29 protein-coding genes are annotated in these 24591 nt (G+C 65.6%); 22 read left to right on the top strand and 7 right to left on the bottom strand.

Annotation, left to right across the window (positions count from 1 at the left end; translation table 11 throughout):
• Positions 1-50 precede the first annotated feature (50 nt).
• The 5 genes from GGQ90_RS22850 to GGQ90_RS22830 all read right to left on the bottom strand — a co-directional run bounded on the left by GGQ90_RS22850 (position 51) and on the right by GGQ90_RS22830 (position 2433).
• Positions 51-185 carry a benenodin family lasso peptide gene (locus tag GGQ90_RS22850; protein ID WP_146037182.1) on the bottom strand — a complete coding sequence of 45 codons (135 nt, stop codon included), beginning with the start codon at positions 183-185 and terminating at the stop codon, positions 51-53.
• A 166-nt stretch (positions 186-351) separates the two neighbouring features.
• Complete coding sequence (locus GGQ90_RS22845; protein WP_234893135.1) at positions 352-984, bottom strand: GntR family transcriptional regulator; 633 nt, start codon at positions 982-984, stop codon at positions 352-354.
• A gap of 3 nt (positions 985-987) precedes the next feature.
• Positions 988-1398 (bottom strand): helix-turn-helix domain-containing protein, encoded by a 411-nt coding sequence (locus GGQ90_RS22840; protein ID WP_159365852.1) that lies wholly within the window; start codon positions 1396-1398, stop codon positions 988-990.
• Positions 1399-1539: 141 nt separating this feature from the next.
• Positions 1540-1962: a hypothetical protein gene (locus GGQ90_RS22835; RefSeq protein ID WP_159365851.1), complete on the bottom strand. Its 423-nt coding sequence runs from the start codon at positions 1960-1962 to the stop codon at positions 1540-1542.
• A 168-nt stretch (positions 1963-2130) separates the two neighbouring features.
• On the bottom strand, positions 2131-2433 hold the full coding sequence (locus tag GGQ90_RS22830) for a hypothetical protein (RefSeq protein WP_169859719.1): 303 nt from the start codon (positions 2431-2433) through the stop codon (positions 2131-2133).
• On the opposite strand from GGQ90_RS22830, the gene GGQ90_RS22825 reads away from it, so the two are divergent.
• The 22 genes from GGQ90_RS22825 to GGQ90_RS22720 all read left to right on the top strand — a co-directional run bounded on the left by GGQ90_RS22825 (position 2432) and on the right by GGQ90_RS22720 (position 24123).
• Complete coding sequence (locus GGQ90_RS22825; protein ID WP_223178404.1) at positions 2432-3220, top strand: DsbC family protein; 789 nt, start codon at positions 2432-2434, stop codon at positions 3218-3220. The two genes, GGQ90_RS22830 and GGQ90_RS22825, sit on opposite strands and share 2 nt — an antisense overlap.
• A gap of 196 nt (positions 3221-3416) precedes the next feature.
• Positions 3417-3731 carry a hypothetical protein gene (locus GGQ90_RS22820; RefSeq protein WP_029547519.1) on the top strand — a complete coding sequence of 105 codons (315 nt, stop codon included), beginning with the start codon at positions 3417-3419 and terminating at the stop codon, positions 3729-3731.
• Positions 3732-3863: 132 nt separating this feature from the next.
• On the top strand, positions 3864-4130 hold the full coding sequence (locus GGQ90_RS22815; RefSeq protein ID WP_008827576.1) for a type IV conjugative transfer system protein TraL: 267 nt from the start codon (positions 3864-3866) through the stop codon (positions 4128-4130).
• A gap of 5 nt (positions 4131-4135) precedes the next feature.
• On the top strand, positions 4136-4771 hold the full coding sequence (locus GGQ90_RS22810; RefSeq protein ID WP_159365848.1) for a TraE/TraK family type IV conjugative transfer system protein: 636 nt from the start codon (positions 4136-4138) through the stop codon (positions 4769-4771).
• Positions 4755-5531, top strand: coding sequence for a type-F conjugative transfer system secretin TraK (locus tag GGQ90_RS22805; RefSeq protein WP_159365847.1), 777 nt, complete (start codon positions 4755-4757; stop codon positions 5529-5531). The genes GGQ90_RS22810 and GGQ90_RS22805 overlap by 17 nt, the downstream gene beginning before the upstream one ends.
• Positions 5528-6874: a TraB/VirB10 family protein gene (locus GGQ90_RS22800; protein ID WP_159365846.1), complete on the top strand. Its 1347-nt coding sequence runs from the start codon at positions 5528-5530 to the stop codon at positions 6872-6874. Before GGQ90_RS22805 ends, GGQ90_RS22800 begins: the two co-directional genes overlap by 4 nt.
• A gap of 24 nt (positions 6875-6898) precedes the next feature.
• Positions 6899-7501 (top strand): TraV family lipoprotein, encoded by a 603-nt coding sequence (locus GGQ90_RS22795; protein WP_188084073.1) that lies wholly within the window; start codon positions 6899-6901, stop codon positions 7499-7501.
• Positions 7498-10044 (top strand): TraC family protein, encoded by a 2547-nt coding sequence (locus GGQ90_RS22790; protein WP_159365844.1) that lies wholly within the window; start codon positions 7498-7500, stop codon positions 10042-10044. Before GGQ90_RS22795 ends, GGQ90_RS22790 begins: the two co-directional genes overlap by 4 nt.
• Entirely contained in the window at positions 10041-10370 is a 330-nt protein-coding gene (locus GGQ90_RS22785) for a hypothetical protein (RefSeq protein ID WP_159365843.1), read from the top strand. The genes GGQ90_RS22790 and GGQ90_RS22785 overlap by 4 nt, the downstream gene beginning before the upstream one ends.
• Complete coding sequence (locus tag GGQ90_RS22780) at positions 10367-10720, top strand: hypothetical protein (RefSeq protein ID WP_159365842.1); 354 nt, start codon at positions 10367-10369, stop codon at positions 10718-10720. The genes GGQ90_RS22785 and GGQ90_RS22780 overlap by 4 nt, the downstream gene beginning before the upstream one ends.
• On the top strand, positions 10717-10953 hold the full coding sequence (locus GGQ90_RS22775; RefSeq protein WP_159365841.1) for a hypothetical protein: 237 nt from the start codon (positions 10717-10719) through the stop codon (positions 10951-10953). The genes GGQ90_RS22780 and GGQ90_RS22775 overlap by 4 nt, the downstream gene beginning before the upstream one ends.
• A 25-nt stretch (positions 10954-10978) precedes the next feature.
• Entirely contained in the window at positions 10979-11587 is a 609-nt protein-coding gene (locus GGQ90_RS22770) for a conjugal transfer protein TraW (protein ID WP_159367926.1), read from the top strand.
• On the top strand, positions 11584-12597 hold the full coding sequence (locus GGQ90_RS22765) for a TraU family protein (protein WP_159365840.1): 1014 nt from the start codon (positions 11584-11586) through the stop codon (positions 12595-12597). Before GGQ90_RS22770 ends, GGQ90_RS22765 begins: the two co-directional genes overlap by 4 nt.
• A 137-nt stretch (positions 12598-12734) precedes the next feature.
• Positions 12735-12923 (top strand): hypothetical protein, encoded by a 189-nt coding sequence (locus GGQ90_RS29420; RefSeq protein ID WP_234893134.1) that lies wholly within the window; start codon positions 12735-12737, stop codon positions 12921-12923.
• The gene (locus tag GGQ90_RS22755) at positions 12920-14851 is read left to right on the top strand and encodes a hypothetical protein (protein ID WP_159365839.1); all 1932 of its coding nucleotides are present in this window, start codon (positions 12920-12922) and stop codon (positions 14849-14851) included. Before GGQ90_RS29420 ends, GGQ90_RS22755 begins: the two co-directional genes overlap by 4 nt.
• Before the next feature lie 29 nt (positions 14852-14880).
• Positions 14881-15942 carry a conjugal transfer protein TraN gene (traN, locus tag GGQ90_RS22750; RefSeq protein ID WP_380766425.1) on the top strand — a complete coding sequence of 354 codons (1062 nt, stop codon included), beginning with the start codon at positions 14881-14883 and terminating at the stop codon, positions 15940-15942.
• Between the two features lie 49 nt (positions 15943-15991).
• Positions 15992-16822: a type-F conjugative transfer system pilin assembly protein TrbC gene (locus tag GGQ90_RS22745; RefSeq protein WP_246428390.1), complete on the top strand. Its 831-nt coding sequence runs from the start codon at positions 15992-15994 to the stop codon at positions 16820-16822.
• Positions 16794-17390, top strand: a complete 597-nt coding sequence (locus tag GGQ90_RS22740) for a S26 family signal peptidase (protein WP_188084071.1) — start codon at positions 16794-16796, stop codon at positions 17388-17390. The genes GGQ90_RS22745 and GGQ90_RS22740 overlap by 29 nt, the downstream gene beginning before the upstream one ends.
• On the top strand, positions 17387-18283 hold the full coding sequence (locus GGQ90_RS22735) for a conjugal transfer protein TraF (protein WP_159365836.1): 897 nt from the start codon (positions 17387-17389) through the stop codon (positions 18281-18283). Before GGQ90_RS22740 ends, GGQ90_RS22735 begins: the two co-directional genes overlap by 4 nt.
• Entirely contained in the window at positions 18280-18885 is a 606-nt protein-coding gene (locus tag GGQ90_RS22730) for a hypothetical protein (protein ID WP_188084070.1), read from the top strand. Before GGQ90_RS22735 ends, GGQ90_RS22730 begins: the two co-directional genes overlap by 4 nt.
• 46 nt (positions 18886-18931) lie before the next feature.
• Positions 18932-20371, top strand: a complete 1440-nt coding sequence (locus GGQ90_RS22725) for a conjugal transfer protein TraH (protein WP_159365834.1) — start codon at positions 18932-18934, stop codon at positions 20369-20371.
• Positions 20372-20379: 8 nt separating this feature from the next.
• Complete coding sequence (locus GGQ90_RS22720; RefSeq protein WP_159365833.1) at positions 20380-24123, top strand: conjugal transfer protein TraG N-terminal domain-containing protein; 3744 nt, start codon at positions 20380-20382, stop codon at positions 24121-24123.
• Positions 24124-24125: 2 nt separating this feature from the next.
• Here the strand turns inward: GGQ90_RS22720 and GGQ90_RS22715 are convergent, their stop codons facing one another.
• Together GGQ90_RS22715 and GGQ90_RS29415 are read right to left on the bottom strand one after the other, a co-directional pair.
• Positions 24126-24380 (bottom strand): hypothetical protein, encoded by a 255-nt coding sequence (locus tag GGQ90_RS22715; RefSeq protein WP_246428389.1) that lies wholly within the window; start codon positions 24378-24380, stop codon positions 24126-24128.
• On the bottom strand, positions 24380-24591 hold a 212-nt coding region (locus GGQ90_RS29415), incomplete at its 5' end, for a hypothetical protein (protein ID WP_246428388.1). The genes GGQ90_RS29415 and GGQ90_RS22715, both read right to left, overlap by 1 nt.

Here is a 24591-nt window from a genome sequence, read left to right as displayed (position 1 = left end):
CTAACGAGAATGTCTGTCCCGGTGCAGCAGACCGGGACAGACAGTTGATTTCAGCCCTCAAGGATTCCCGGATTGGGCTGCTGGTCGGGATTGTCGGCACCCGAGCCGCCGAAGCCGTTCGTCACCTCGCTGGCGACACCCAGTTCGACCACACGGTCATCGGTGGTTTCATATTCGCGTTCCATATTTGCCTCCTTCTATTCGCCACACTGTTCGTGGCGACAGAAAGGCTATGCCGGAACCCTAATATATTCAGCCACTTTTGCTTTCATGGTGAAACTAATAAATGAACTATATTATGAAATAATCTTTCGCACGCATTGGCCGTCATTTAATGTAGTGATTTCAGCTTTATAACCGCGATTTTAGCGATTCAGAAAGCATATTCGCAGCCCGAATTCGGCGACGGTGGTAGTTCCAGATAGCCTCCAGTAGCCTGCTTCCGGGCTCAAATCTTGCCAATACATTGGCAGAGACAAGCTCGTCCGCGCAGTCCGACCAGCGCTCTGTTTCGACGAGTCGGATAGTGCGCAGACGCTCACCCGCGTTGGCGACAGCAGCCACGAGCTCATTGGAAGAGGACCTGTTCGCCAGCGTGAGAAACATACGCTCGGCGGTCGCGACGATGCGATCGGGATTACTGTAATCGGTCAGCCATCCCTCGGGCGCCACCGGTTCCCGAAGCGCCTTTGGTCCGATCGCCTTGATGGCCATGCGCATGAGATGACCGTGCCATGTGTAGCAGTCCCGCAGCGCGTCGGCATTCCAGCTGGGCACTCTAAATCCCCGATGCGGGCCCATCTGCAGGAGCCGCTCACCATAAAGACGATGCAAGCCGTCGCGGACCGGCGAGCCGCTGGTCCCGATATCGTCGGCGATAGCCGCAATCGACAGCTCCGTGTCGGACGCATAGCGCCCCGAGAGCACGGCTTCCTTAAGGTCCGCATAGACTTTCTCACCCTGGCGCGTTCCCGGCGACATCATCGTTCAGTCGTCGGGCGTTTGGTCGGCATCGCGTGCGAAGAGCTGGTGCGAGAGCGTGTCGAGGTTGTGCCGGGCAATGGCATCTATGCAGACGGTTTCGAGCTTTGAGAGGTCTCCTTCGAGTAGGCCGCGGGGAAAAACCCGCTGATGTTCCATGAACAGCAGCGGAATAACGAGATGCCCGGTGGAAAGCCCCAGGGCATGCGCGCAGCGGAAGTGATCGTCGAGCCGCGACTTTGGATTGCCGGCCTCGATCTCGCGCAGCCAGCGCGCGCCGATGCCGACGCGGGCCGCGAAGTCTTCCTGCGTAATCTTTTCGGTACGCCGTTGCATTTCTATCCGTCTCCCCGACATCAGCTTGATCGTCGCAAGCACCGAGGGATCGCGTGCAGTGGGTATCGCCTGAAGCGGCATGACAAGAACTCCCTGCCAATGGCTCAAAGCTCCCGTGCACAGCCCAGTTCGGGGAAAATGTTGTTCGTTACGCCAAACGTCAATCCAGTAACGCTTTCATGGTGAAAGCATTATTCAAATAAGCCCTACAGATAGTAGGGATCAGCGCGATCGCCGGACCGGAATGGTCTGGGCCGCTCTTCGGTAGGCGGCCTGTAGCTCCCCGTCCTCGGAACTCAGCAGCAGACTGAGCCCGGCATTATAAAGGCGCCATGTCGCTATGGATCGACCACAGTGGCCACTATCGGCAAGGCGCATGCCAACCTGTTCAACGAGATCGGCAAGGTGTGACGTCGTCCCCACGAAGCGGTTCGAGGAACCACCGAGCGCATTGCACATCGGGGATTCCAGTTCGGCGGCGATATCGGCCGGGTCGCTCGCTTCGAGTAGACTCATGGCGACATAGAGGGTCATGCCATAGGGGATGAATTCCTTCGCCAGGCGTGCAACCCGGCAATGGCAGGCGAGGAACTGGTCGATGCCCTGCCCTGAGAGCTGCAGCTTGTATGTTCTCGAAGTCCTCATGCCGAGGCTCCCTGGCTGATTCGCAATCGAAGCGAACCGTCGTGCGACAGCGCTCCCACAGACAAGACGGTAAAATCGACGTCGCAGGGCACGAAAAGCGGAACTGACGTGCCGATTCCGGCACTGTATTTCCGAACCGGCATCTCAGTACCCTGCCTATTGTGCGGGTTATTTCTTCGCTTCATCCTTCATCCATCCGATCACCACGGGGAAGGCGAGCGCAGCCCAAACCACGCTCCCAGCCAGAACCGCATGACGAAAGCCGGCGCGCGGAATCGCACGCGCCGGAAGAAGGAGGCGTGTGCCAATGTTCCACAATCCTCGTGAATTGGCGATGGCCGCCAGGTTAGCTCCTGTGCTCGAAACCGGGCACCCTACGGCGCAGCGGGAAGGCCTGCTCGCGAAATCAACATGGCCGAAGCGGCCGGGTTTATTTCCAAGCGTGGCTGGTGTCACAGCGCTGGCGCTCATGTCGGCTGCCCCCGCCCATGCCGGTGAGCCGGAGCATGTCGCGGCCCAGCCCCAAGACGCTGCGCGAGCGCAGGCTCACGGTGACCCGCTGGCCAACGCGCAGGCTGAAGCCGAGCAGCAGTTGCACCAGACCTTCACCAACCTGCGCTTCGAGGACTTTGGTCCCGCACCGGTCGAGGGACCGCTCTATCAGGCCACCGCAGGCGGCAAGATCATCTATTTCGCGCCGCAGACCGAGCATCTTCTGTTCGCCACGGTCTACGATCGTAATGGCGTGAACCTGACGGCGCTTGCCCAGGAACGGGGCGCAAGCCGGCGCCTGAAGGCGATCGATCCGGCCAAGGCCCTGGCGATCGGTCCGGTGGACGCGCCGACGGTGATCGAGTTCACCGATCCCGACTGCCCCTACTGCCAGGCGCTCGACCGCTACTGGAACGCCAAGGCAGCCGAAGGCAAGCCGGTCCGGCGGCTCATCTTCTTCGTGAGCGGCATCCACCCGACCGCAGCGGCCAAGGCAGAGCATATCCTGTGCTCGCCCAATCGCGAGGCTGCCTTCAAGGCCGCCTATTCGGGCCAAACCCCGCCGGTTCTGCGCCAATGCGCGGCCGGCCATGACAAGGTCGCCGCCGATGCCGAACTGGTCGCCAGGGTGGGTGTCTCGGGAACGCCGACCCTCATCGCGGACGGCAAGCTCATCTCGGGCTTCCAGCAGGCCGAACTCGAGGCGTTCCTCGACCGGCACGCGAAGCCCGCCCTGGCGAAGGCCGCAACCGATGCGCCGCGCTGAGTTCAGACGCACCGTCGCGCAAAGCGACGATCTCTTTCCGGAGGGCATCCAGCCTGCGCCGATCCCGGCGGGGCGGGTGAACCAGGATGCCGGCGGCGGCGGGCTCATGGAGCCGTCCACCGACGCCCCGGCCGACACCGATCCCAGTCGATGCCGGCAGGCGAATGTCCGGACGGCTCCTTCTTGGAGCAATGCCATGATGCGTACATTCGGTAACAAGGCTCTCGCGGCGGCGAATATCGGCCTCCCTTTGGGCGTGATGGCCCTGATCGCCGGCCCGGCCCATGCCTTCTCGGCGCCGGCCCAGGGCGATCTCGGCTACGACATCTACGATATCGTCGTGAACAAGGGCGTGAAGGGCCCGCTGGGCTTCGTAGGCGGCGTCGCCGCCTTCCTGTTCGGCGTCTCGCGCCTCTTCTCGAACATCATGATCGGCATCCCGACCATCGTCGCGGCCGTCTGCCTGATCAAGGCGGATTCCATCCTCCAGACTTTCGGGATGGTCGTCTGAGACGCCGGGCGCGGAGCGCACCTGGCTGATCCGCCAGGCCCGCCCCGCGCCGGCACCGTGCTGGGGGCCGATGGTCGGCCCCCGGAAACCGACACCTTCGCAAGGTGTCATGAAGCAGGAGGAGAAGGGCACATGGACGAGCGCCTTCCGCAATATCTGCATCGGCCGGTCCAGATCCTGTGGTTCGGATCAGACGAGTTCCTGCTCGCGACCTCGAGCGTGTTCGTGGCCGCGATCGTGGGCGGATTTGTCGGCTGGGCACTCATCGCCGCCCTTCTCCTTTTCATCCCGTGGAAGCGAAGCAAGCCCAGGGGCTACCTGTCCCACCTCGCCTGGCGCTGGGGCCTGGTTTCCTTCCCCCACTATCCGGGTCCGACCCAGACCCGTTTCTTCGAGTAGGCGCGATGGGTATCCTCTCACGCAAGCGGGCGGCCGAAGATCCGCTGCTGGGTAAACCGGCGAGCTTCGGCATCCATCGCTATCTGCAGGGTTCGGCCAACCTCTTCGAGGAGAACCGGCTGCTCAAGGTCGCGGTCGTCGGCATGTTTGGCGTCACGGTCGTGCTGGGAGCGGTCATCTACACGACCAACCAGAACGCGCGCACCGTGGTCGTTCCCTTTGGCGCGTCCGGTGACCTCTACGTCTCGGGCAGCAAACCGTCCGAAGCTTATCTCGTCGCGATGACGCGCAACATCGTCGCGCTATCGGGAACCTGGTCGGCCTATTCGGCCGACCGCCAGTTCCAGGAGCTTCTCGGGCTTGTCCATCCGTCCGCCTATGGCGCGATGCGCGACAGCCTGAACGGCGTGCTCGACGAACTGGCCGATAATCCGACCCTGTCGATCGCCACCTACATCCGGGGTGACCAGCCGGTGCGCTGGACGCCCCACGAGATCCTCGTGCCGGTGGAGAAAGTCCGCGTCATCGGCGGCGTGATCCGCAAATTCCGGGGCGTTCTGCGGATCGGCTACCGGATCGAGAACGGCCGCTTCTGGCTGACCCGTCTTTCCGAGGAGCAGTTCGATGCTGAAACACGCTGACCCCTGCGCGTCGCTGCGCCGCGCCCCGATGCTCTGCCTGCTGCTCCTGGCAGCGCCGGCATCGGCACAGGGTATCCAGGCTCTACCGGACCAGACCAGCCATATCCGCCTCTCCAACCGCGACATCAATCATGTCGTATGCGAGGGCGGCGAGATCGAGGACGTCAAGTTCTCGGCCGAGAAGGGTCTCGCCGTCGAGAAGGGCGGCGCGGACGCCTGGATAAAGTTCCTGACCCGCGAGGTCGACGACGCCGGCCAGGTCACGCGGACCTATGTGACCCAGCCTGCGGAATTCTTCGTCACCTGCAACGGCGCGACCTATCCGCTCTATGCCGAGCCCGCCGAGATCCCGGCGCAGACCGTGCTGCTTGTGCCGGGCGCCCGCCAGCGCGCGCAGGCGAACAGCGATCTGCTTGCCGCGCTCGCCGACGAGGACCGCGCGGTTTCGGTGACGATGGCGCTCCTCGACGATCATGTCCCGGCGACTTTCAGCGAGGTCGCGCCATCGGGCGTGGCGATACGGCTTGCGTCTCTGCCCGCCCTTTCGCTGACCGAGCAGCGCCGGATCGCCATCGAAGGCACCGGGCTCTCCGCCTCGGAATACCGGCTACAGGCCGCCGCGCCCATCGTTCTCGACGAGCGCCAGCTGGTCGATGCCGGTCTCGGCGAGCGTATCTTCGCGATCACCCTCGACCGGGTGCGCCTGGCGGCCGGAGAAACCGCCCGCCTCGTGGTCGTACGCCGGGGAGCGGTTCAATGAACGGGCCGGACGACAGGGCGGCGGGCGCGCCGGATCAGCACTCGGCCTACCAGGCGCACCTGGCCGAACAGGCCGCGCGCGAAGGCGAGGATGCGCTGGCTCGTGCCGGGATTGGCGCGGTCTTTGGTCTTCCTGACTGGAAAGCACAGTGGGACCGGCTGTCCGCGAAGCAGAAGCTGCGCGCGCGGCAGTTCGCGGTCGCCGCCGCCGTCGGTGCGCTCGGTTTCGCGCTCTACATGGCCTCGGGGCGTGAGGAAGAGGTGAAGAGCGCCGATCCCGCCGCTTCGCTTAACATGGGCGCGGGCCTACGCGGCGACAGCCTCGAGGTGAAGCTGCGCGGCGACCTCAAGAAAGTGCTCGACGGCCAGCAACTGCTCGGAGACCGCGTCAGCGCCATCGAGGAAGGCAAGGTGGTTCCCGGCAGCAAGGCGGCTGCGGGTAACCAGGGCAGCGATGGCGATCTGCCGCCTGCACTGCCGGATACCGTTCCGGCCCTGCCCTATCCTCCCGAGACGGGCGACATTTCCGCGGACGCCAACAGATTGCCCGCACCGCCGACGGCTCCCGTATCTGTAGCGCCGCCCGCACCGCCGGTCGAGAAGACGGTCGGCGCGATCGGCTCGGCCACGGGTGCGGTCATTCGCACGGGTGGGCCTCAGGGCACCGCCGATGCCTCGGCGTCGTCTAAAAAAAAGAATCGGACGATCTATTTACCGCCTGGTTTCATGAAGGCGCGGCTCCTGACCGGGATCGACGCGCTGGCGAGCCGGGACGCCACGAGCAATCCCGAGCCGATCATCGCGAGAGTCCAGGCGCCCGCAGTCCTGCCCAATGAGGTCAAGGCGAACCTTGCCGGCTGCTTCGTCATCGGCAACGCCACCGGCAGCCTCGCCAAGGAGCGGGTGGAAATCCAGCTCGTCTCGCTGTCCTGCGTCGATTTCGACGAGCATTCGGTGGTCGATCAGCCCGTCAAAGGCTTCTTCGTCGATACCGACGGCAAGAAGGGCCTGTCGGGCAAGGTGGTGACCCGCGCCGGTGCCACGCTCGCCCGCGCTTTCATCGCCGGCACCATCAGCGGCATTTCGCAATCGGTCGAAAGCACCTTCGGCAGCACGTCGACCTCGGCGCTGGGCTCGGTACGCACGCTCGATGCCGCGGACGCCGCCAAGACCGGCATCGCCGGGGGCCTTTCCAAGTCCTCGGACAAACTCACCGACTTCTACCTCGATCTCGCCCGGCAAGCGGGGCCCATCGTCGAAGTCGGCGCCGCCAAGGACGTTGTCGTGGTGATCCAGGAGGGCGTGACCCTCGAGATCAAGCCCGGCGCCGCCGCCAAATTCTGACACTCGCCAACCGGAGACAGGAACATGACCACGCTACGTCCCGCATTGCTGGCTCTCCCCCTCATCGGTCTGTCCCTGTCGAGCTGCGCTGCGGTCGGTTCGGTGATGTCGCCCTACAGCGAGAAGTTCTCCTGCAAGAACAGCGACCATGGCCAGTGCATCCATCCCGATCAGGCCTATGCCGACGCGCTGGCCGGACGATCTTCCAAGTCCGATCCGGCCGTTACCAACGACCGCAAGCTGCTCCAGACGGGAAAAGCGTCAGGGGCAGCAGAGCCCAAGCGCCGCGATGCAAAGACCCCTGCCCTTGCCGAACCCGCTGTCACCAACATCGGCGCAGTGGTCGAGAGCCCTTCCTCGCCGATGCTGCGGCCATCGCGAACGGTGCGCACGCTGATCCTTCCCTATGCGGACAAGCAGCGGCCGGGTCGCCTCTATATGCCGCGCTACATCTATTCGATCGTCGACAAGGCCATATGGGTCGTCGGCGACTATCTGGTCGAACCCGGCGGCCGGGTTCCCGCGCCGTCGGTGTTGCGCACCACGCGCGAGAGCGATCCTGCAGGAACCGCTGAGCTGGCCACCAGTGCACGCCGCGACGCCCTCGAACCGGAGAGCCGGCCATGAGCGCGCGAAATACACGGGGCGGCCTCAGCTACCAGCGCCTGCGCGCGACGGTGACGCGCGATGCCTATTCCGACTTCCTGCCGATGCTGGCCTGGGTCGAGGAGGAAGAGGCGTTCCTGTGCATCGACGATGGCTGGGGCCAGGCCTGGGAGCTCGTTCCCGCCGCCTACATGTTCGCCCATGTCCAGCAGGCGCTGCTCGGACTGCTCAACATCCATTTCCCCGAAGGGACGGTGCTGCAACTCATCACCTTCGCCGATCCGCTGATAGACCCCGCGCTCGACGCCTATCTCGACCTCAAGGTCCGGCCCGATCCGCTGGTGCAGGCCTCGGCGCGGCGGACCGCAGACTATCTGCGCGCCGGAACCCGCGGGCTCGCCTCCCTGCACGGTATCCCGGTGCGCGACTTTCGCCTGTTCCTCGCGGTGAAGACACGGGTGAAGCTGGGCGCCGACCTTCGTCGGCAGGTCGAGGAGCAACTGGCGAAGATGGGCATCCGCCGTCTGCCGCCATCGGAGCTTGTCAGCTTCTACCGGCGGATATTCAACGGCGTGTTCGCGTCTGCGCCCGGCGTTTTCCTACAGGATGGGGTCGGCGGCATGCCCGCACCCTCGGTGGCCCGCCAGATCATCGAGGCGGGGCCCGACCTCTTTTTCGAGGGGCCGGAAGTTTTCCTCGGCAACCAGGTCGCACGTTGCCTGACGCCCAAGGCGCCGGCGCGGCGCATCACCGCCGAGCGCGCCAACCGGCTGATGGGCGGCATGCGCGGGAGCGCCGAAGACAGCGACCAGATCGGCGGGCCATTCCTCTCCTGTCTCTCGGTGCTGTTCGACCATTCGCAGTTCGAGATTCACAAGCGCGCGCAGATCCTCTCCGCGCAGAAGGCAGCGGGCAGCTTCGCGGTCGAGGTCGGCAAGCAGATCGAGGAGATCGGCTGGATCCTCGACGAGGCCTCGAACAGCCGGTTCGTTGCGGTGATCCCGACGATGTGGGTGCTGGGCCGCGACAGTGCGCACGCGCGCGACATGGCCGCGCGCGCCAAGCGACTGTGGGAGTCCGAACCGCTACCCTTCATGGTCCAGGAGGAGAGCTATCTGCTGCCGGTGCTGCTCGCCGCCAGCCTGCCCTTCGGCCTCTATCCCGAAAAGCGCACGATGAAGCTGCTCGAGCGCGATTTCCGGATGCCGGTCAAGGCGGCGACGCTGATGGCGCCGGTGCAGACCGATTTTCGCGGGGGCGGGCGCCCGGCGCTGCTGTACGTGGGCCGCAAGGGTCAGCTTATCACCCTCGACCTCTTCGATCCCAGGATCAACAACTACAACTTCATCGTCTCGGCCGAGTCCGGCGCGGGCAAGAGCTTCCTGCTCAACAACTTGTGCCAGCAATATTACGCGCAAGGCGCGCTGATCCGGATCATCGATATCGGCGGCAGCTATCGCAAGCTCTGCACGCTGTGCTCGGGCCGCTACATCGACATCGGCGAGGAACGGCTCGTCCTCAACCCCTTCGACATGGGGCTCGCGCTCGACGGCGAGGACAAGCAGTCGGCGATCGCCATGGCGGTCGCGATCGTCGCGGAAATGGCCAACGCCGCCACCCGCAAGCCCGTTACCACCTCGCAGTGGAATCTCCTCAAGTCCGCTGTCCAGTGGACAGTCGATGGCGGGCGCGGCGAGGACGGCATCGATGCGGTGCGCGAGTGGCTCGGCCGCTATCCCGAGAACGCCGTCTCGGACCTCGACCGCGTCGAGCATCTCGTGCCCGTCGCGCGCGAGCTCGCCTTCAACCTGCGCGATTTCGGGTCCGGGGGCGCTTACGGCCATTTCTTCAACGGGCCTTCGACCTTCGATATCCGCAGCGACGAATTCGTCGTGCTCGAGCTCGAACGGCTCAAAGCGCTGCCGGACCTCTTCAATGTCATCGTCATGGTGGTGGTCAATGCCGTCACCCAGGAGCTCTATCTCTCCGACCGCGGCCGTCCCCGCTTCGTGCTGTGCGACGAGGCCGCCCAGTTCATGACGCGTAGCGACGGGCAGGATCTCTCGCGTCTCGCCGAAGCCTTCGGCCAGGGCTATCGCCGGGCGCGCAAATACCAGGGCAGCTTCGGGATCGTCCTTCAGAGCATGAACGATCTGACGCTCTTCGGCGGCACCGGCCAGGTGATCCTCGAGAATGCGGCGACGAAATTCCTGCTGCAGGGCTCGACTTACGACAAGGCAGTCGACAACAAGATCCTCGACTATTCGGGCTTCGTCCTCGACCTCCTCAAATCGGTGCGCAACGCCAAGCCGAACTATTCCGAAGTGTTCATAGATTCGCCGCTTGGCCTGGGGATCGCGCGGCTGGTCGTCGATCCCTTCAGCTACTGGATCAACACCTCGGCGCCAGGCGAGGTCGCCGCCTTCGAGGCTCTGCTGCGTGCCGGGCGCAGCCCGCTGGAAGCGGTGTGCGAACTGGCCGGCGTCGATCCTGTACAAATCCTGGGTGATGCCGGCGGCCGGGAGCGCTGTTGGGATGGCCAATCGGATGGGGCCTCGGCATGACACGCGCGCCCTCCCCGCATCCCGACCAGCTGCTGCTCGACTGGGAGCAGGACCCGGCCGTGCAGGCCGCCATCGAAGCGCGCGTGGCCCAGCGAGCAGAAGCAGCAGCTATCCGCTGGCGATTGCGGCTGGTCGCCATCGAAACCTTCATGATGGGCGCGCTGGTCACGATCGCCGGCCTCGCGCTTCACCAGCCGGTCCTGCCCGCGCTGCGCGCCGGGATCATCGTCGCGGCCGCCTGCTTTGCGAGCGGCATGCTGCTGATCGGTCTTTCCGGCGCCTGCGGCAAGCTGGTGTCGCACCTGCGGCCGTGGAGGGCACGATGAGCGCGAAGGGCGATCCGGCCCACGATCTTCGCGACCTTCTCGCCTGTGCGCGAAGCCTGGAGAACCAGGTGATCGGCATGGAAGCGGTGGCAAACGCTATCGTGACGGTGATCGCAGCGGAACGGCGCTATGCGCGGCTGAGCTACATCAATCTTCTGGGTGTTAGCATCGCGAACGCTTCGCTTCTGGCCTTTGCCCTCTCCGGAACCCTCGATGCTCCGTTCCAAAGCGCCGTCGCGATCGGCGTAACCGCCGGTCTTGGCGCAGCGAGTTCCGGTCTCACCCTCGTCCCCTGGCACGAGATAGGCGAGCGCCTCAAGGCGCAGGTGCGGCAGTGGAGGCAGCGGTGAACGGTATCTTCTCCTCGACACCGGCCCCGGGGCCTATCCGTCTGGTGCTCGGCAGCCAGGGCCTGCTGCTGGTGCAGTCCTGCATCGCTTGGCAGCTGCCCGCCGTGCCCGATCGGTTCCGCCTGCTCGTCGTCATTACCGCGATCATTGCGACTGCAGCGCTGATCAGCGCGGCGATCGGCGAGGATCGCGATGGCGGCCAGCCTGGATGGAGACGTCGTCATGGTCGCTAGGTCTACACATTGCCCCAACCAAGTCGTGTACGCGCTGGCGACGCTGACCCTTCCCTTCGCGACCTCGACAGCGGCCCTTGCGGAGACCAGCACCATCGGTCGGACCTGGCCGATCGCAGAACCCGACGCGCTGCGCGAGATCGAGGGCCAGGCGGCGCGCGTTCCCGAAATGACGAGGGCCTTCGGCCCGCGCGAGCGCTGGTCGGCGATGAAGGCGGCGTCGCTCGGAATTGCCCACGCGGATCGGACCCGCACGGTGGTCCCTTTCTATACGCTCGACCAGGATATCCGCCTGCCAGAGGGCAAGCTGCTCTATGCCAAGGGCTACAGCTTCAACCCGCTCGCCTACGTGTCGCTGCCCCAGCGGCTGATCGTCGTGCATCCGCGCGAGCTTGACTGGGCGCTACGCACCGCAAGACCGGCCGATTTCATCCTGCTTGCAGCAGGAGGCCCCGGTGATGCCGATGTGATCACCCTGGGCGAACGGCACGGCCGCGCGCTGTTCCTACTCGAAGAACGCGTCAAGGCGCGGCTCGGCCTGACCGTCGCGCCGGTGATCGTCGCGCAGGACGGCCAGAAGCTCGTGCTTACCGAAGTCGACAGGCGCAAAACCGACCGGAGCGCAGTGCGATGAAACTATTGTCGCTTCGCAGATTGCTCGCGCTGGGTTGCGGCTTTGCCGCACTGGCGGTCGCGGCTCCCGCCCATGCGTCCAAATGCGAAGCGGGCACGGCGTTCAACCCGATCACCAAGGTGCGCTGGAACTGCATCTTCCCGATCACCATCGGCGGCGTGAAGGTCGGCCCCAGTGAACCGCTCGGCAAGGCGCTCGACGCCCAGTCGGCCTCCAAGCCGCTCTGCGCCTGTCGCAAGGGCGTGACCTTCTGGTTCGGGGTGAAAGTCAGCTTCTGGTCGCCGAACAGGATGGTCGATGTGGTGACCGAACCGGGCTGCATGATGGCGCTCGGCGCGGACATCATGCCGACGGGCGGCAAGCTGCAGGGGAGCCAGAGCAGCCTCGCCGACGGCACCAACACGCGCAAGATGTTCGCGCAGATGCACTACTACATCTCGCCGGTCTGGAAGATGCTCGACATGTTCACCGACCTGCCGTGCATCGAGGACGACGGCTTCGACGTCGCCCTCATCACCGAAGTCCTGCCAACCTGGCAATCGGCAACGCTCGGCGCGATCATCCAGCCCGAGGCGATCCTGTTCGGCAATCCGGCCGCGGGACTTGCCTGCATGGCCGACAGCGCTGCGGCAGCCGCGGGCAAGGTCGTCGATCCGCTGTTCTGGTGCATGGGCTCGTGGGGCGCAACCTATCCGGTTGCGGGCGACATTCATTTCGGGGACAGCGTCGAGGCCTGGGCGGGACTTGCCGCGCGCGGCCTCTTCATGATGGGGAGGCTCGGCGCGCTCACAATCAGTTCGGCCGACGGCTGCTCCTTCATCCCCCAACCGGTGTGGACCAAGAGCCGCTACAAGTTCCAGTTGATGGAGCCGGTCAAGGGCGGCAGCTGCGTCAATGTCGGCCGGCCCGGTGCGCTCTGGACCAGCGCGAAGCACGCGCCAGGCAAGGACAACGCCCAGTTCATGCTCTTTGAAAAGACGATCTGCTGCGCGGGAGTATCGACGCCGTGAGCAGGTCGCCTTCCGACAACCGCGTGAAAACGCCCGGGATCAGCCGGTGGCCTGCCCGTCAGCCCCTCAGCCCGAGCGTTTCCATCGCGGTCAGACCGGCACCGTTTCCCCCCTGCGGTGTCGGTCGGACGGTCGGCGTGGCCTTCAACACAGACGATGGACAGGCGGTGCTCCCCTCCTCGCCGTCTGTCGTCGCGGCCACGCTGACCGTCTTCGAGGGGCAGGCCGTGTTCAGGGCCGAGAGGCCGGTCAGCGACGGCGGCGTCCTGCTGTTTCGTTTGCGTCGCGGCTCGCGCGGCGTGGTTCCAGGCGAGATCCAGCCATGAAGGCGCGCGCCCTGCTCCTTGTCACGGTACTCGGGCTTTGCGCGCCGCTGCACGCGCAGACGCCGGAGGACCGCGCCCGCGCCGCGGCCGCCGCCGCGCGCGCCAAAAGCGCTGAGAGCGATGCGCTGCTCGATAACTACGTGACGCCGGGGTTGGCGGGCCGGAGCATCACCACGGTGGACTCCTCCAAAGCGTTCACTCCCGATCTCGCCTGCCAGAAAACCGCGACTTATCTGGAACTGCTCGCGCAGCCGAATACCACCGGCGATATCGGGACGCTCAGCATTTCGCGGGACAGCGATCTCGACGGCAGCTTCGACGAGGCGCTGACGGTACCCGTCGTGACCTCGGGCATCTGCGCGAACGGGATCATCTCCTGCACCCCGGGGACGTGGGATGCCTGCCGGTTCTTCCGCTGGGATACCGCGACTTCGGGAGCGCTCAAGCTCAGCGAGGTCGATCTGACCGAGCTTGCCGGCTGTTACTGCGTCAACAACAGCTGCGGCAATAACCTGGTGTGGGGCAACATCGCCTCGGTGCTGAAGGACCTCGGCGGCGGCGTCGTCGGCGCGCTCACCACGTCGGACGCGCGCATCGCCGTTTCGCAAGCGTCGATCGAGGGGCCGGTCATCCGTTACACCGGCGCCCAGACGACCTCGTGCACAGCGCAGTCCGATGTCGGCGCCACCGCGTACAAGAGCAATCCGGGCGCCATCTCGAGCGACGCCTCCGCCGCCGCGCAGGCCAGCAGCGTATTCCAGGCACTCGCCGCCTCCTCGACCGGCACCGGCACGTCCGAAGTCAGCCGTAGCTGCACCATCACCCGGCAGATCACCCAGGAAGAAATCACCATCGAGAAGATCATCGACCGGGTCGCGGGTGGCTATGCGACCTCTGTCACGGGCTCCCAGAACGTCACCTTCCTCATGGGCTCGCCGTCCGACAACAGCCTCTCGGGCGGATCCTGCTCGATCTTCGATTTCCACATGACACTGCGGGTCAAGGACAGCGACCGCCTGCGCCAGGTCCTCCTCACCCGCTTCGGCGCGGATGACTGGGCGCAGATCCGCATCGACGGCGAACTGCTGGGTTCCGGGCCGCAGAGCTGGACCGGGACCGGATTGCCGCCGGGCAAATGCGAGAAGAAGGGCGCTTTCTACCTGAACCCCGCGCTCGATCTGACCTCGCGGATGACACAAGGCGATCATGACATCTGGCTGCGCGTTGCGGTGGCCGAAGGCGGCGAAGCCTATGCCGCGATCGATGCCAGCGTCGATACCGGATGCAAGACGAGCGAGCAGCTCGTCGACACCTGTTCCGGCTATGGGGCAAACGATGCCTGCCGGCTGCAGGATGAAGTGGTCGACGGGGTTACGACGTTTCGCAGCGGCGTCAACACCGGCCTATCCCCGCTGCCGCAGACGCGGGTGTTCGGGACCGGCGCCTGCACCGCGCAGGTCGCTCGCGATTTCTTCCTGCGCGAGCGAACCTACCGGTGCACCGTCGATCTGGGAACATCGGCCGAGCCCGATCTCTCGCGCGGCGCCTATATCATCGACCACTCGACCGAGACCCTGCTAGCCGACCGGGTGGCGAATACCGACGGCAGCTACAGCCTCACCACCCGCAGTTTCTCCATGCCCGATCGCGGCAGCGTCAGCGCCTGCGAGCCGATCTGCAAGACCCGCAAGGCGGAAGGGAACACGGCAGTCGCCCCCGATGGCGTAACCGGATCGAAGCAGACCGATCCGACAGGTTGGGACTATTACTACCGCACCTGCCAGGACAGCAACGTTTGCCCGGCCGGGGACGGCGAGGAGCTCGTCGAGGGCTGCGGCTGTCTCGATGATTTTCCCGAGGCGGCGGTGATGATGCAGACGGTGCGCCTTGGCGGGGCGGACATGGTCTGCACGAGCAGCGTGCGATGAGTGCCGTGCGGTCCCACCTTGCAGCGGCCATGCTGCTTATGACCGGCGTGCTGGTGTTTCCCGCAGGCGCGGCCGCGCAGCAGCTTTGCGCCGTTGATCTCGACGGCAACGGCGATGCGGCCGACGAAGGCGAAACGGCCGCCTGCCATCTGACCGCTTCGGGTGGATGGATGTGCCCGATCGGCCAGACGACGTGCGAGGCGGACACGGCAGGCGCGCTCCACTGCCCGCTCGGCGATCAATACGCATGCGAGGTTCCCGCGAGCGGCGGCGCGGCCGCCTGCTCGGCCAACACCTGCATCGACACCAGCGCCAATCCTGTCGTCGAGGACGCGGCGCTCGACGATCCCGGGGTCGAGGCCGACGGCGGCGTCGATGCGGACGGCAATTGCCTGGGTACGATCGAGATCTTTTCGGGCCGCGCCGCGCGCTGTCGCCCCGCAGGTCTCAGCACCACGTTCCAGAACTGCTGCAAGGACAAGGGGAAGATCGTCAAGGACGGCATGGGCGGTTCGATCTCGTCGATCTCGACCAAGATCGCCGTCGCCAAGGGCGTCTTCACGGGGCTTAAAGCGGCTTACACCGCCTTCAAGGCGGGGGCGACCGCGAGCCAGGCGGCAAGCGCGGGCGCCAATGCGATCATCGTCGGCCTCGATCCCACCTCGATCGCGATCAGCCTTGCCGTCAATTTCATGATCGAGGTGCTGCTGCAGGGCTGCGACCAGGAGGACATGGAAGTAGGCATGCTGCGCGGCTCGGGAATGTGCCACGAGGTGGGCAGCTATTGCTCCTCGAAGATCCTCGGCATCTGCGTGCAGAAGGCGAAAGGCCACTGCTGCTTCAACACCAAGCTTGGCCGCATCATCCAGGAACAGGGACGGCCCCAGCTCAAGAGCTTCGCCGAGAAGGGCTGGGGCACGGCGAAGAAGCCTTACTGCCGCGGGTTCACCGCGGAAGAATTCCAGGCGCTCGATTTCAGCAGGATGGATCTCTCGGAATATTACGAGGAGATCGAAGCGCGCGCCCAGAGCGAAATCCAGATCGACATGAAGGACAAGATCGATGCCTATTTGCAGACGATCAGCAACTAGGCGCGCCCTCCTCGTGGCTTGCCCTGTCTACTTGGTCGGGTCCACCTGTTTGGCGACCGTCGCAGAGGCTAACGAGCCGCCGGTTGCGACTGAACAGGCACAGCACAAAAACGCCCGCACACGGATCGAGGACCATGGCGCGGACGCGATGGAGCGCGTAAAGCGCGCAGCCGGCAAGGCGAAGGACCGCACCATCCCCTCGCCCGTTCTGCCGACGAAGCCGGACACCGCCACGCAGCGGCGCGCTTTCGAAGGGCTTCGCCGCCGCAAGACGGATCCCGCCATGGTCAAACGCGCGGAAGGAGACGTCGCGGCCGCGCGCGAAGCGCTCGCCGCCGAGCGGGAAACGGCCGGTCGCCGGGTCGCGCAGGCGCTGGGACTCGAGCAGCCCGAAGCCGCGGCTCTGGCCGGCGTGGTCTCCGCTGGTGGTGAGACGCGCTGGGTGCCGGTGCTGTTCGTGTCGTCCACCATGCCGGTCGCGACGCTGCGGACTTATGCGGGCCAACTTGAGCGTGCCGGCGGCGTCATGGCGTTTCGGGGAATGCCAGGCGGGATGCGGAAGGTCGCGCCGATGGCGAAATTGTCGGCGGCGATCCTGCGCATCGATCCGGGCTGCGAAGGGCCCGGCTGCGCGATGCGTAACGTGCAGCTGATCGTCGATCCGCTGGTCTTCCGCCAGCATGGCGTCACCCGGGTGCCGGCACTGGCGATGGTCCCCGGCGATCCCACCCAGCCCTATTGCGAGCGCGACGAAGCGGCCCCGCGCGCGCCGCATCTCGTGTTCGGCGACGCGGCGCTTGACGGGCTGCTCGAGGAATATGGCCGCCTCGGCGGCGGAGAGGAGGTGCGGGATGCTCTCGCTCGCCTGGCGCGCCGGTAAGCGGCTCTGGCGCGAGGCCATGGATCTGCCGCTGCGCGCCGCCGTGGCGCTCGGCGCCAGTGGCCTTGGCCAGCCGGCGCGGCCCGAGCAGCTGTTCAAAGCCTACGGTATCGTCCTCCCGATCGGTCTCTTCGCCTGGTGGGCGATGCCGCACATGACGCTGGTGATGACCCCGTCGATCGATGCCTGGGTGGTGCATCGCGCGCCCGGCCCGATCGGGCGCGGCGATCTCGTATCGTTCATGTTGTCAGACCCGGTGGCGGGTCCCAGACCGGTAAATGTCACCAAATATGCGCTTTGCATGCCGGGCGAGCCGATCGTCATGATCGAGAAGACCGTTCGCCTGGGCCAGCCCGGCAATGGCTGGTACTATTGCCACGGTCGCCTGATGGGCGTCAGCAAGCCGGTCGGCCGCGGCGGCAAGGCGCTGACGCACTGGCGCCCGGGCGTCACGCACATTCCCGATGGCATGATCTTCGTCGGCTCGAAACATCCCGATGGATATGACAGCCGCTATTACGGGCCGGTCGCGATCGATCGTCTGACGCGGATGGAGAAGCTGCTGTGAGGCGGCGGCTTGCCCTCGCCGCGGCCCTTTTTCTGCCCACCCAGGCAGCGCTGGCGCAGGCGGCCGGGCGTACCGGCCCGCAAAGTGGCAGCCGCGGCTACTGGTGGTATCAGGCGCCGCCCAAGGTCGAGAAGGCCAAGGAGGAGAAGCCCGATCCGGACGCGCTGGTAAAACCGGTGATCCCGCCAATGGCGGAACTGGCGACCTGGACGCCGCCGAAGATCCGCACGCTGATAGAACAGCAGCGCGACTATGCCGCGACCGTGCTTACCGTCGAGGCCGTATCGGATTTCTGGCGGCTGCAGGATTTCGCACGGCGCAAGGCCCGCGCTTTCGCAGGGGTCACCCAGCTCGCCATGCTCACACATCCCGAGCTCAATGCGAGGGCGGCGAACCCGATGGTCGGCGAGGCGCGCGATGTGCTCGGCGCGCAGAAGGACCAACTGCGCCGGCAGTATCTGCGCGCCAAGGCGGGAGAATTCGCGCTCGTCATGTTCGCGCGCGCGTCCTGCGGCTACTGCCGCGTGCAGTGGCCGATCGTCCAGCGTTTCCAGGACGAGATGGGCTGGCAGGTCAGCCTCATGGATCTCGACCGCAAGCCTGAGCTCGGGCAGCGTTTCGGGGTGGAGGTGACACCGACGACCATGGTCATCCGCCGGAACAGCGCCCAGCGCATGGTCATCGCCGCCGGCGTCGAGACATACCCCAACATCGCGCAGATGGCCTACCAGGCGGTCCGGCTGCTCAGCGGCGATATCCGCCCCGAGCAGTGGCTGACCGCTGCGGGCGAGGAAGACGGCTTCTTCGATGCGCTCGCCAACGGTCCGGTCTCCTCGACCGATCCGCGCGTGATCGGCGGCGATCTCGTCGATGCACGGGAGCCGCGGCCATGAACTGCTTGGGGAGAGTTCGCCTCGGATACGCCCTGCTGATCACCGCAGGGCTTTGCGCGGCGAAGCCGGCTTCAGCGCAGCAGGCGGCGAACAGAGACATCGCCAGGCGGGCCGCCATTCACCCGGTATCGACGGCCGCCGACATGCGCCGGTGGCTATCGCGCGTGCCGGTGACGCGCGATTTTCCGCCCGACTTCGAGACCATGCTGCGTGGTCAGGCATCGCTCTATGTGATCGAGATGAGCACGGCGCCCGGATGCCTGCCCTGCGGCGATCTCTGGACGAAGCTTCTCGCATTCCGCGGCCGCTATGGCTGGCAGGTTCGTACCATCGGCGCCGAGGAGGCGATGCTGCGCTCGGGGCGCCTGGGGCTCCCCTGGGTCGGCAACCCGGTCGCGTGGGTTCGCGCGGCCACGGATTCGAACCGCATGGTCCCGATCGCGATCGGTACGGACCACGGACCCAACATCGCGCGCAATGCCTGGCTCGCGACCCGGATGCTGACCGGGGCGCGGACCACCGTCGGTGTGCGCGCCATGTCCAAATTCACCGGGATCGTCGGCGTGAGGGTGCCGGCCTCCTCCAACCCGAAGGGACGCTGATCATGGCGGGGCCGCGTCACCTTTCCACTTCACCGGGATGCCCGCCATGGAATGTAATCCACACCGTCTGAACCGTCGCGCTGCGGCCTTCCTGCTCTTCCTGGTGGTCGCATCGTGCGGCCACGCGGTTCCCGCCCATGCGCAGAGCTGGGCAGAAAGCTGGTTCGACAATGTCACCTACACCTCGCCGGGAAGCTTCGAGGACCAGACCCGCGGCTATGTGACCGCGGGCGGGATGTCGGGCCGGGTCGATGTCCATGACGACTATCTCATGAGCCTGACGCTCCCCAAGGTGAAGGCGGGCTGCGGCGGCATCGACATGTTCCTTGGCGGCATGTCGTTCCTCGATCCGGAATATCTCGTCGAAAAGCTGGAGACGATCCTCCAGGCGGCGCCGGCGGTCGCCTTCCAGTATCTCCTGGAAACCCTCGACGAGAAGATGGGGAATATCATCTCGAAGATGGAGGCAGCGACCAATTACCTGAACTCGATCCAGGTGAACGACTGCCGCCTCGCCAACCGCATGGTGCAGATCGCCAAGGGCGACGACAACATGTCGGGGATCCTCGAGGAGATGACCGGCTACAAGTCGATCCGCGAGGGCTATGCCAACAGCTGGCAGCAGAGCCGCGAGAAGCTCCAGGCGAACAAGGGCAATCCGACCGAAGACCTGAAGGACGCGCTCGAGAATTGCCCGGCGGAAGTGACCGAGATCTTCAAGACCGGCTCGCTCCTCGCGCATGCCGCCGCCCGGGTCGGCGCTTCGGACTGGGCGGGCGTCATGCGGGCCCGGGTCGGCGACGTCTACATGCGCTGGGATGCGAACGACAAGGCGCCGATCTTCTCGGCCATTCCCGCCTGCCCGCATCAGGACACCGAAAGCGCCGACGATTTCCTGACCGGGCGTGTACCGACCCGTGCGCTCAACGTTCCCGCCACCGCCGCGGATTGCTCGGTGAACGGCGCCGGTCGCGGCGCGCTGGTACTGGCGCGCGAGAAGATGGAATCGGTCGCCGCCAAGATCCGCACCCGCTCGGCGCTGACGAGCGAGGAGAAGCAGTTTGTCGCCAACGTGCGGACCCTGCCGGTCTATCGCCTGCTCGAATGGGGTGTTCGCCAGGGCCTTACCGACAGCGTCATCGCCGACACCGACGAACTGGTGGCGCTCACCCTCGCCTACCAGATGCTCAATGACCTGACCCGCTCGATCGACTTCGCCCTCCAGAACGCCGAGCGCGGCGTCACTACGGCGGGCGCGGCGGACTCGGCGAATACGAACGTGTGCCAGACGCGCATCCTCACCAAGGGCATCGAGCAGCTTCGCGAACTGCGTGACGAGGTGCTGCGCCAGCGCGCGCAGATGCGCCAGTCCTACATGGCCGCGATGAACCAGGCGAACCTCTCCGCCAGCTATGCCGGTGTCGTGCGCCAGCGTGACCGCGACGCCCGCGATGCCGCGGGCGCCAACGCCAATCGTAACCGGTGAGGCCCGCCATGCGCTCCTTTCTTCGCCTGCTGATCATCCTTGCCGGCTCGCTTGTCGCGACGCCCGCGCTGGCGATCGATTCCAGTTACTACACCTGGGACGGCTTTTCCGAGACGGTCGATGCCTTTCACCTGATCGCGATGATCTTCGGCGATCCGCGCTACGAGACGCTGGTGGTGATCATCGCGGTGACGGGCATCGCCTTCGGCGCGGTGATCGCCAGCATCCGGGGCTCGGGCATGGGGCTCGTCGCCTTCGGCTTCCAGATGCTGGTCGGCATCGGCCTGTTCGCCGGGATGATAGCCACGACCGGCACGGTCCATGTCTACGACCGGGTGCGCAACGCCTACCAGCCGGTCGGCGATGTCCCCAATCTCATCGTACTGGTCGCCGGCGTCACCAACCTGATGGAGCGGGCGCTTGCCGAGACGATCGACGACAACACCACCGATCCCAACGCCAAGCTCGAGTTCGGAGCGGGTGGTCACGCGTTCGACCTTTTCCTGAACGCGGTCTCTCCGCGAAGCCCGATGGTCGACACCTTCCTCGATGCGACGGTGAAGGACTATGTACGCCAGTGCTATCCGGTGGCGCGCGTCTCCCCGGCCTACGGCGTCGACGACGATCAGCTTTTCCGGACCTCCACCGATCTTCCCGCATCCTTCGCGGCAATGGCGGGCCCTGCGACCTTCTCGACGGTGTTCACGGCGAGCGACAAGGCGGGAACGACGGTGAGCTGCGAGGCGGCGTGGAGCCACATCTCCGAGCGCCTGTCGGATTCCACGCTGTTCGATGCCTACAGCGAACAGGTCTGCGCGCGCACCGGCTTCGATGTGACCCAGACGGCCCAGCGCGATCGCTGCCGCCAGCAGATCGACGGCCTGGGCGAGATGATGCTGGGCCAGTCGATGAGCCGGCAGAAGTTCCTCACCAACATCCTGCTCGGCCAGACCGTGGGCGACGTGCTGTTCGAGGATTCGCCAGCGGCCACCGCGCGGGTGATGGCCAACCGCGCGATCGAGTCCAACGGGCTTGCCACGCTCTCGACCGCCAACGAGTGGATGCCGACCATCCGCGCCTCGGTCTTCGCGATCATGCTGATGATGATGCCGATCGCGCTGCTGTTCATCCTGACGCCGATCAACCTCAGGGTCGCAAGCTTCGCGCTCGGCCTCTTCGTCTTCGTCGCGCTGTGGGGCGTGATCGATGCCGGCATCTACCAGCTCACCCTGGGACGGGCGATGGATGTTCTGGCCGAACTGCGCGCGACCAATGTCGCCGCCGACAGCTGGATTCTCGCGCCCTCGGCGGCGATGAAGGCGCTCGCCATCTTCGGCTCGTTCCGCACTGCTGCCGCTGGCCTGGCGGGCGCGTTCGTGTTCACGGTGTTCCGCTTCTCGGGCAACATGTTCACCGCCTTCACCTCAGGCATGCTCGGGGTTCAGGGCCAGGGCAGCATGGCAGCGGCGACGGTCGGGACCAGCGAGGGCTACGCCTCCGCACTTGAAGCGCAGGCGTCGGCGAGCGGGACGGCTGCACGGCGGTCGGCATCCTCCGGGTTCGGCGACTTCGGCGAGCGCAGCAGTTTCGGTCTCGACCGGGCATTCGCCTCCTCCGGCACCGTGCTCGGCGAACAGGGTGGCGGTGCAAGCGGGACAGCCGCGTTCGGGCTTGGCCGGACCGACGCCGCGCGCGAACTGGGTGGTCTCTCCCCTGCTCTCGCCGGGCGGGACCTCAGCGATCCGGCGACGGCCCGCGCCGTTCGCGCCAATGCCGCGACATCGGCCATCCATAACTTCGCCCAGGGCGATGCCTTGCGAAAGCTGGGCACGACGTATTTCGGGGAAGGCCAGTCGGGCGAACGGGCCTTTGCCGCCTTCGCGCAGAACATGGTGCAGTGGAAGGCGTTCGGCGACCAGCGCGCTTACGACATGATGCAGTCGGGCGCGCAGCGGCACTTTGAGCGCAGCGGCTATGACGCGAAGGACGCGGCGCTCAAGGCATCGACCGTGATCGCCCAGGCCGGGGCCGATCCGACCTTCGCCAAGCTGACCGCCAACGCCTTCGACCAGGAGCAGATGCTGCGCAACGACCTGACCGCGGCTGAGAAGCAGGTCGGCGCAATGGAGGGACGACGCGATTATGCGGGGAACCGGGTCGCCGCCATCGAGCGCGGCAATGTCGCGACCGAGCAGGCGCATCGCACCGGCGGCAACCAGGGCCAGCGCCAGGCAGCAGCCATGCTCGGGCTGTCCGTCACCGAGACCAGTCGGCGCATTGGCTTCATCAATGCCCTCTCGGGAGAAGCGCGTTCGACGGCGATCAGCCAGCTTTCCCGCGCGACCGGGCGGAGCGAAGCGCAGGTGCTGCGCGGACTGGAGAGCTACAATGCCGCCGTCCAGGTCGGGACCGCCGATGGTGCGAGCGCCGAGGCGGCGCGCGAGGGCACGAGTGTCTATGGGCGCACGCGCGAAGCCGCGGGCTACGACTTCGCCGAGCGATCGGGCAAGCTCGACGCCCAGCGCGAGATCGGGCCAGAGGGCGTGCGCGATAACGCGCAGATCGGCGAACAGCGGCGGCAGGCGGACAATGCGGGCTTTGCCGAAGGGGCGGCGGCGGCCGGTGTATCGGTGCGAGAAGCCGCGCGTCTCGATTCCTTCATCCGCGCGCTTGCCGGTACCGCCGGCAACCAGGTCGACATGGCCGAGGGCGGCGCGGAAGGCATCGCCGATCGCGCGCGCAACGAACGCCTGACCGGGATCGTCGAGCGGGAGCGTCTTACCCGCACCCAGGCGCTGCTGCGGGCGCATGGGGTCGAGATGTCGAAGCGCCAGATTGCCATGGACCAGAACGGGGATCTCAGCCTCAATCTGACGCCCGAACTCGCGGGGCAGATGTGGCGCGGTGGCCTTATCAACGAGAGCCAGCTTGGCGCCATCGCCGGCGGCGGGCATGCCAGGTTCAGCTTCGCGCACAACGACCTGCTCGTCTCCAGCAGCACCGGGTTCAGCCGGTCCGCGCGCAATGACACCAGCACCCGCTTCGAGGCCGGCAAACAGGCGGGCCCCGACACGATCGAGCATTTCCTCGGCAGTGGCCCGGAGGGTCAGGCTGCCATGGCCAACTGGCTGCGTGGCGGGTTCGAGATGGACCGGCGCGGCAACTGGCGGCTGAAGCCGCAGGTAGCCGATACGCTGGAACGCGACGTCACCGCGATCATCGCGCAGACGGGATGGCAACGGTCGTTGTCGCGGTCGGCTGAGCATTCCACAGCCGACAGCCAGAGTATCTCTGGCGATCTAACAGCTTCAACTTCGCGCGGAATTGGCTCGGGCAGCAAAGGCGGCGAGGAAAAAGGTGACGCCAAAGGTAGCGCTACAGGCTCGTTGACGGGCAAGTTGAGCGCCGACATTTCGGATCGAGGAATTGCGGCGGTCTCGGCCCGCTCTTCGATCGACATCGTGAACTATGATGTTCGGGAGGCAATCGCGTCCGCCGAGAAATCAGCCGCTCGCTCTAGTCGTCCAGAGGACGTTTTTACCCGTGAACTGGGCGAACGTGTGCTTGGCAATAACGGCCTGCGTAACCGGTATTTGAATCAGGCAGATGCTGGTCGCGGTACCGTCGATGTAACCGGTCCGATCACATCCATGGAGCAGTCGTCGATCCTCAGTTCGGGACGACTGATGTTCGATCGCGATAACGGGATGGCTGACGGGGATTCAAACTTCAAAGAGCGACGGGATCCATGATGTTAATCCTGGATCACTCCGATGTGTCGAAGATGAATTTCCCCCGATCGTGGATCGGACGGATCGGTGTAAGGGTCAAGGATCGGCCGTTGCGACGGCGGTCCCGGCGTAATCACCCATTCCCCGCACGCGACCTTGGCCTTCAGGAAGCCATATCCCAGGACCGCAACCACCGTGACCGGATTGAACACGAAGATCAGCAGGACCATCGTATTGGCCAAGGGAATGTTCCATTGGTCATACGGGAGGGTGATCATCAGTTCGAGGCCGATCCAGTAAAGCACAGCCAAGGCCAGATAGAGCTTGGCGTACCAAGGGCGCCAGAACCAGTCGGCGGCGCGCGGCGATGGTGGTGGTGCCTCTTCTGCCGGTTCTGTCCGCCGTCAGCACCAATGGCACAGATTTGAGGTTGTGATTTAAGGAGGATCTGGGCTTCGTCGTAGTGACGAAGGAACGAAGATGAAGCCC

Source organism: Sphingobium scionense (assembly GCF_014197035.1).
In the GTDB taxonomy this organism is placed as follows: Bacteria; Pseudomonadota; Alphaproteobacteria; order Sphingomonadales; family Sphingomonadaceae; genus Sphingobium; species Sphingobium scionense.
The sequence above is the reverse complement of the archived record's forward strand: the minus strand, read 5'-3'. Positions and strand labels throughout refer to the sequence as shown.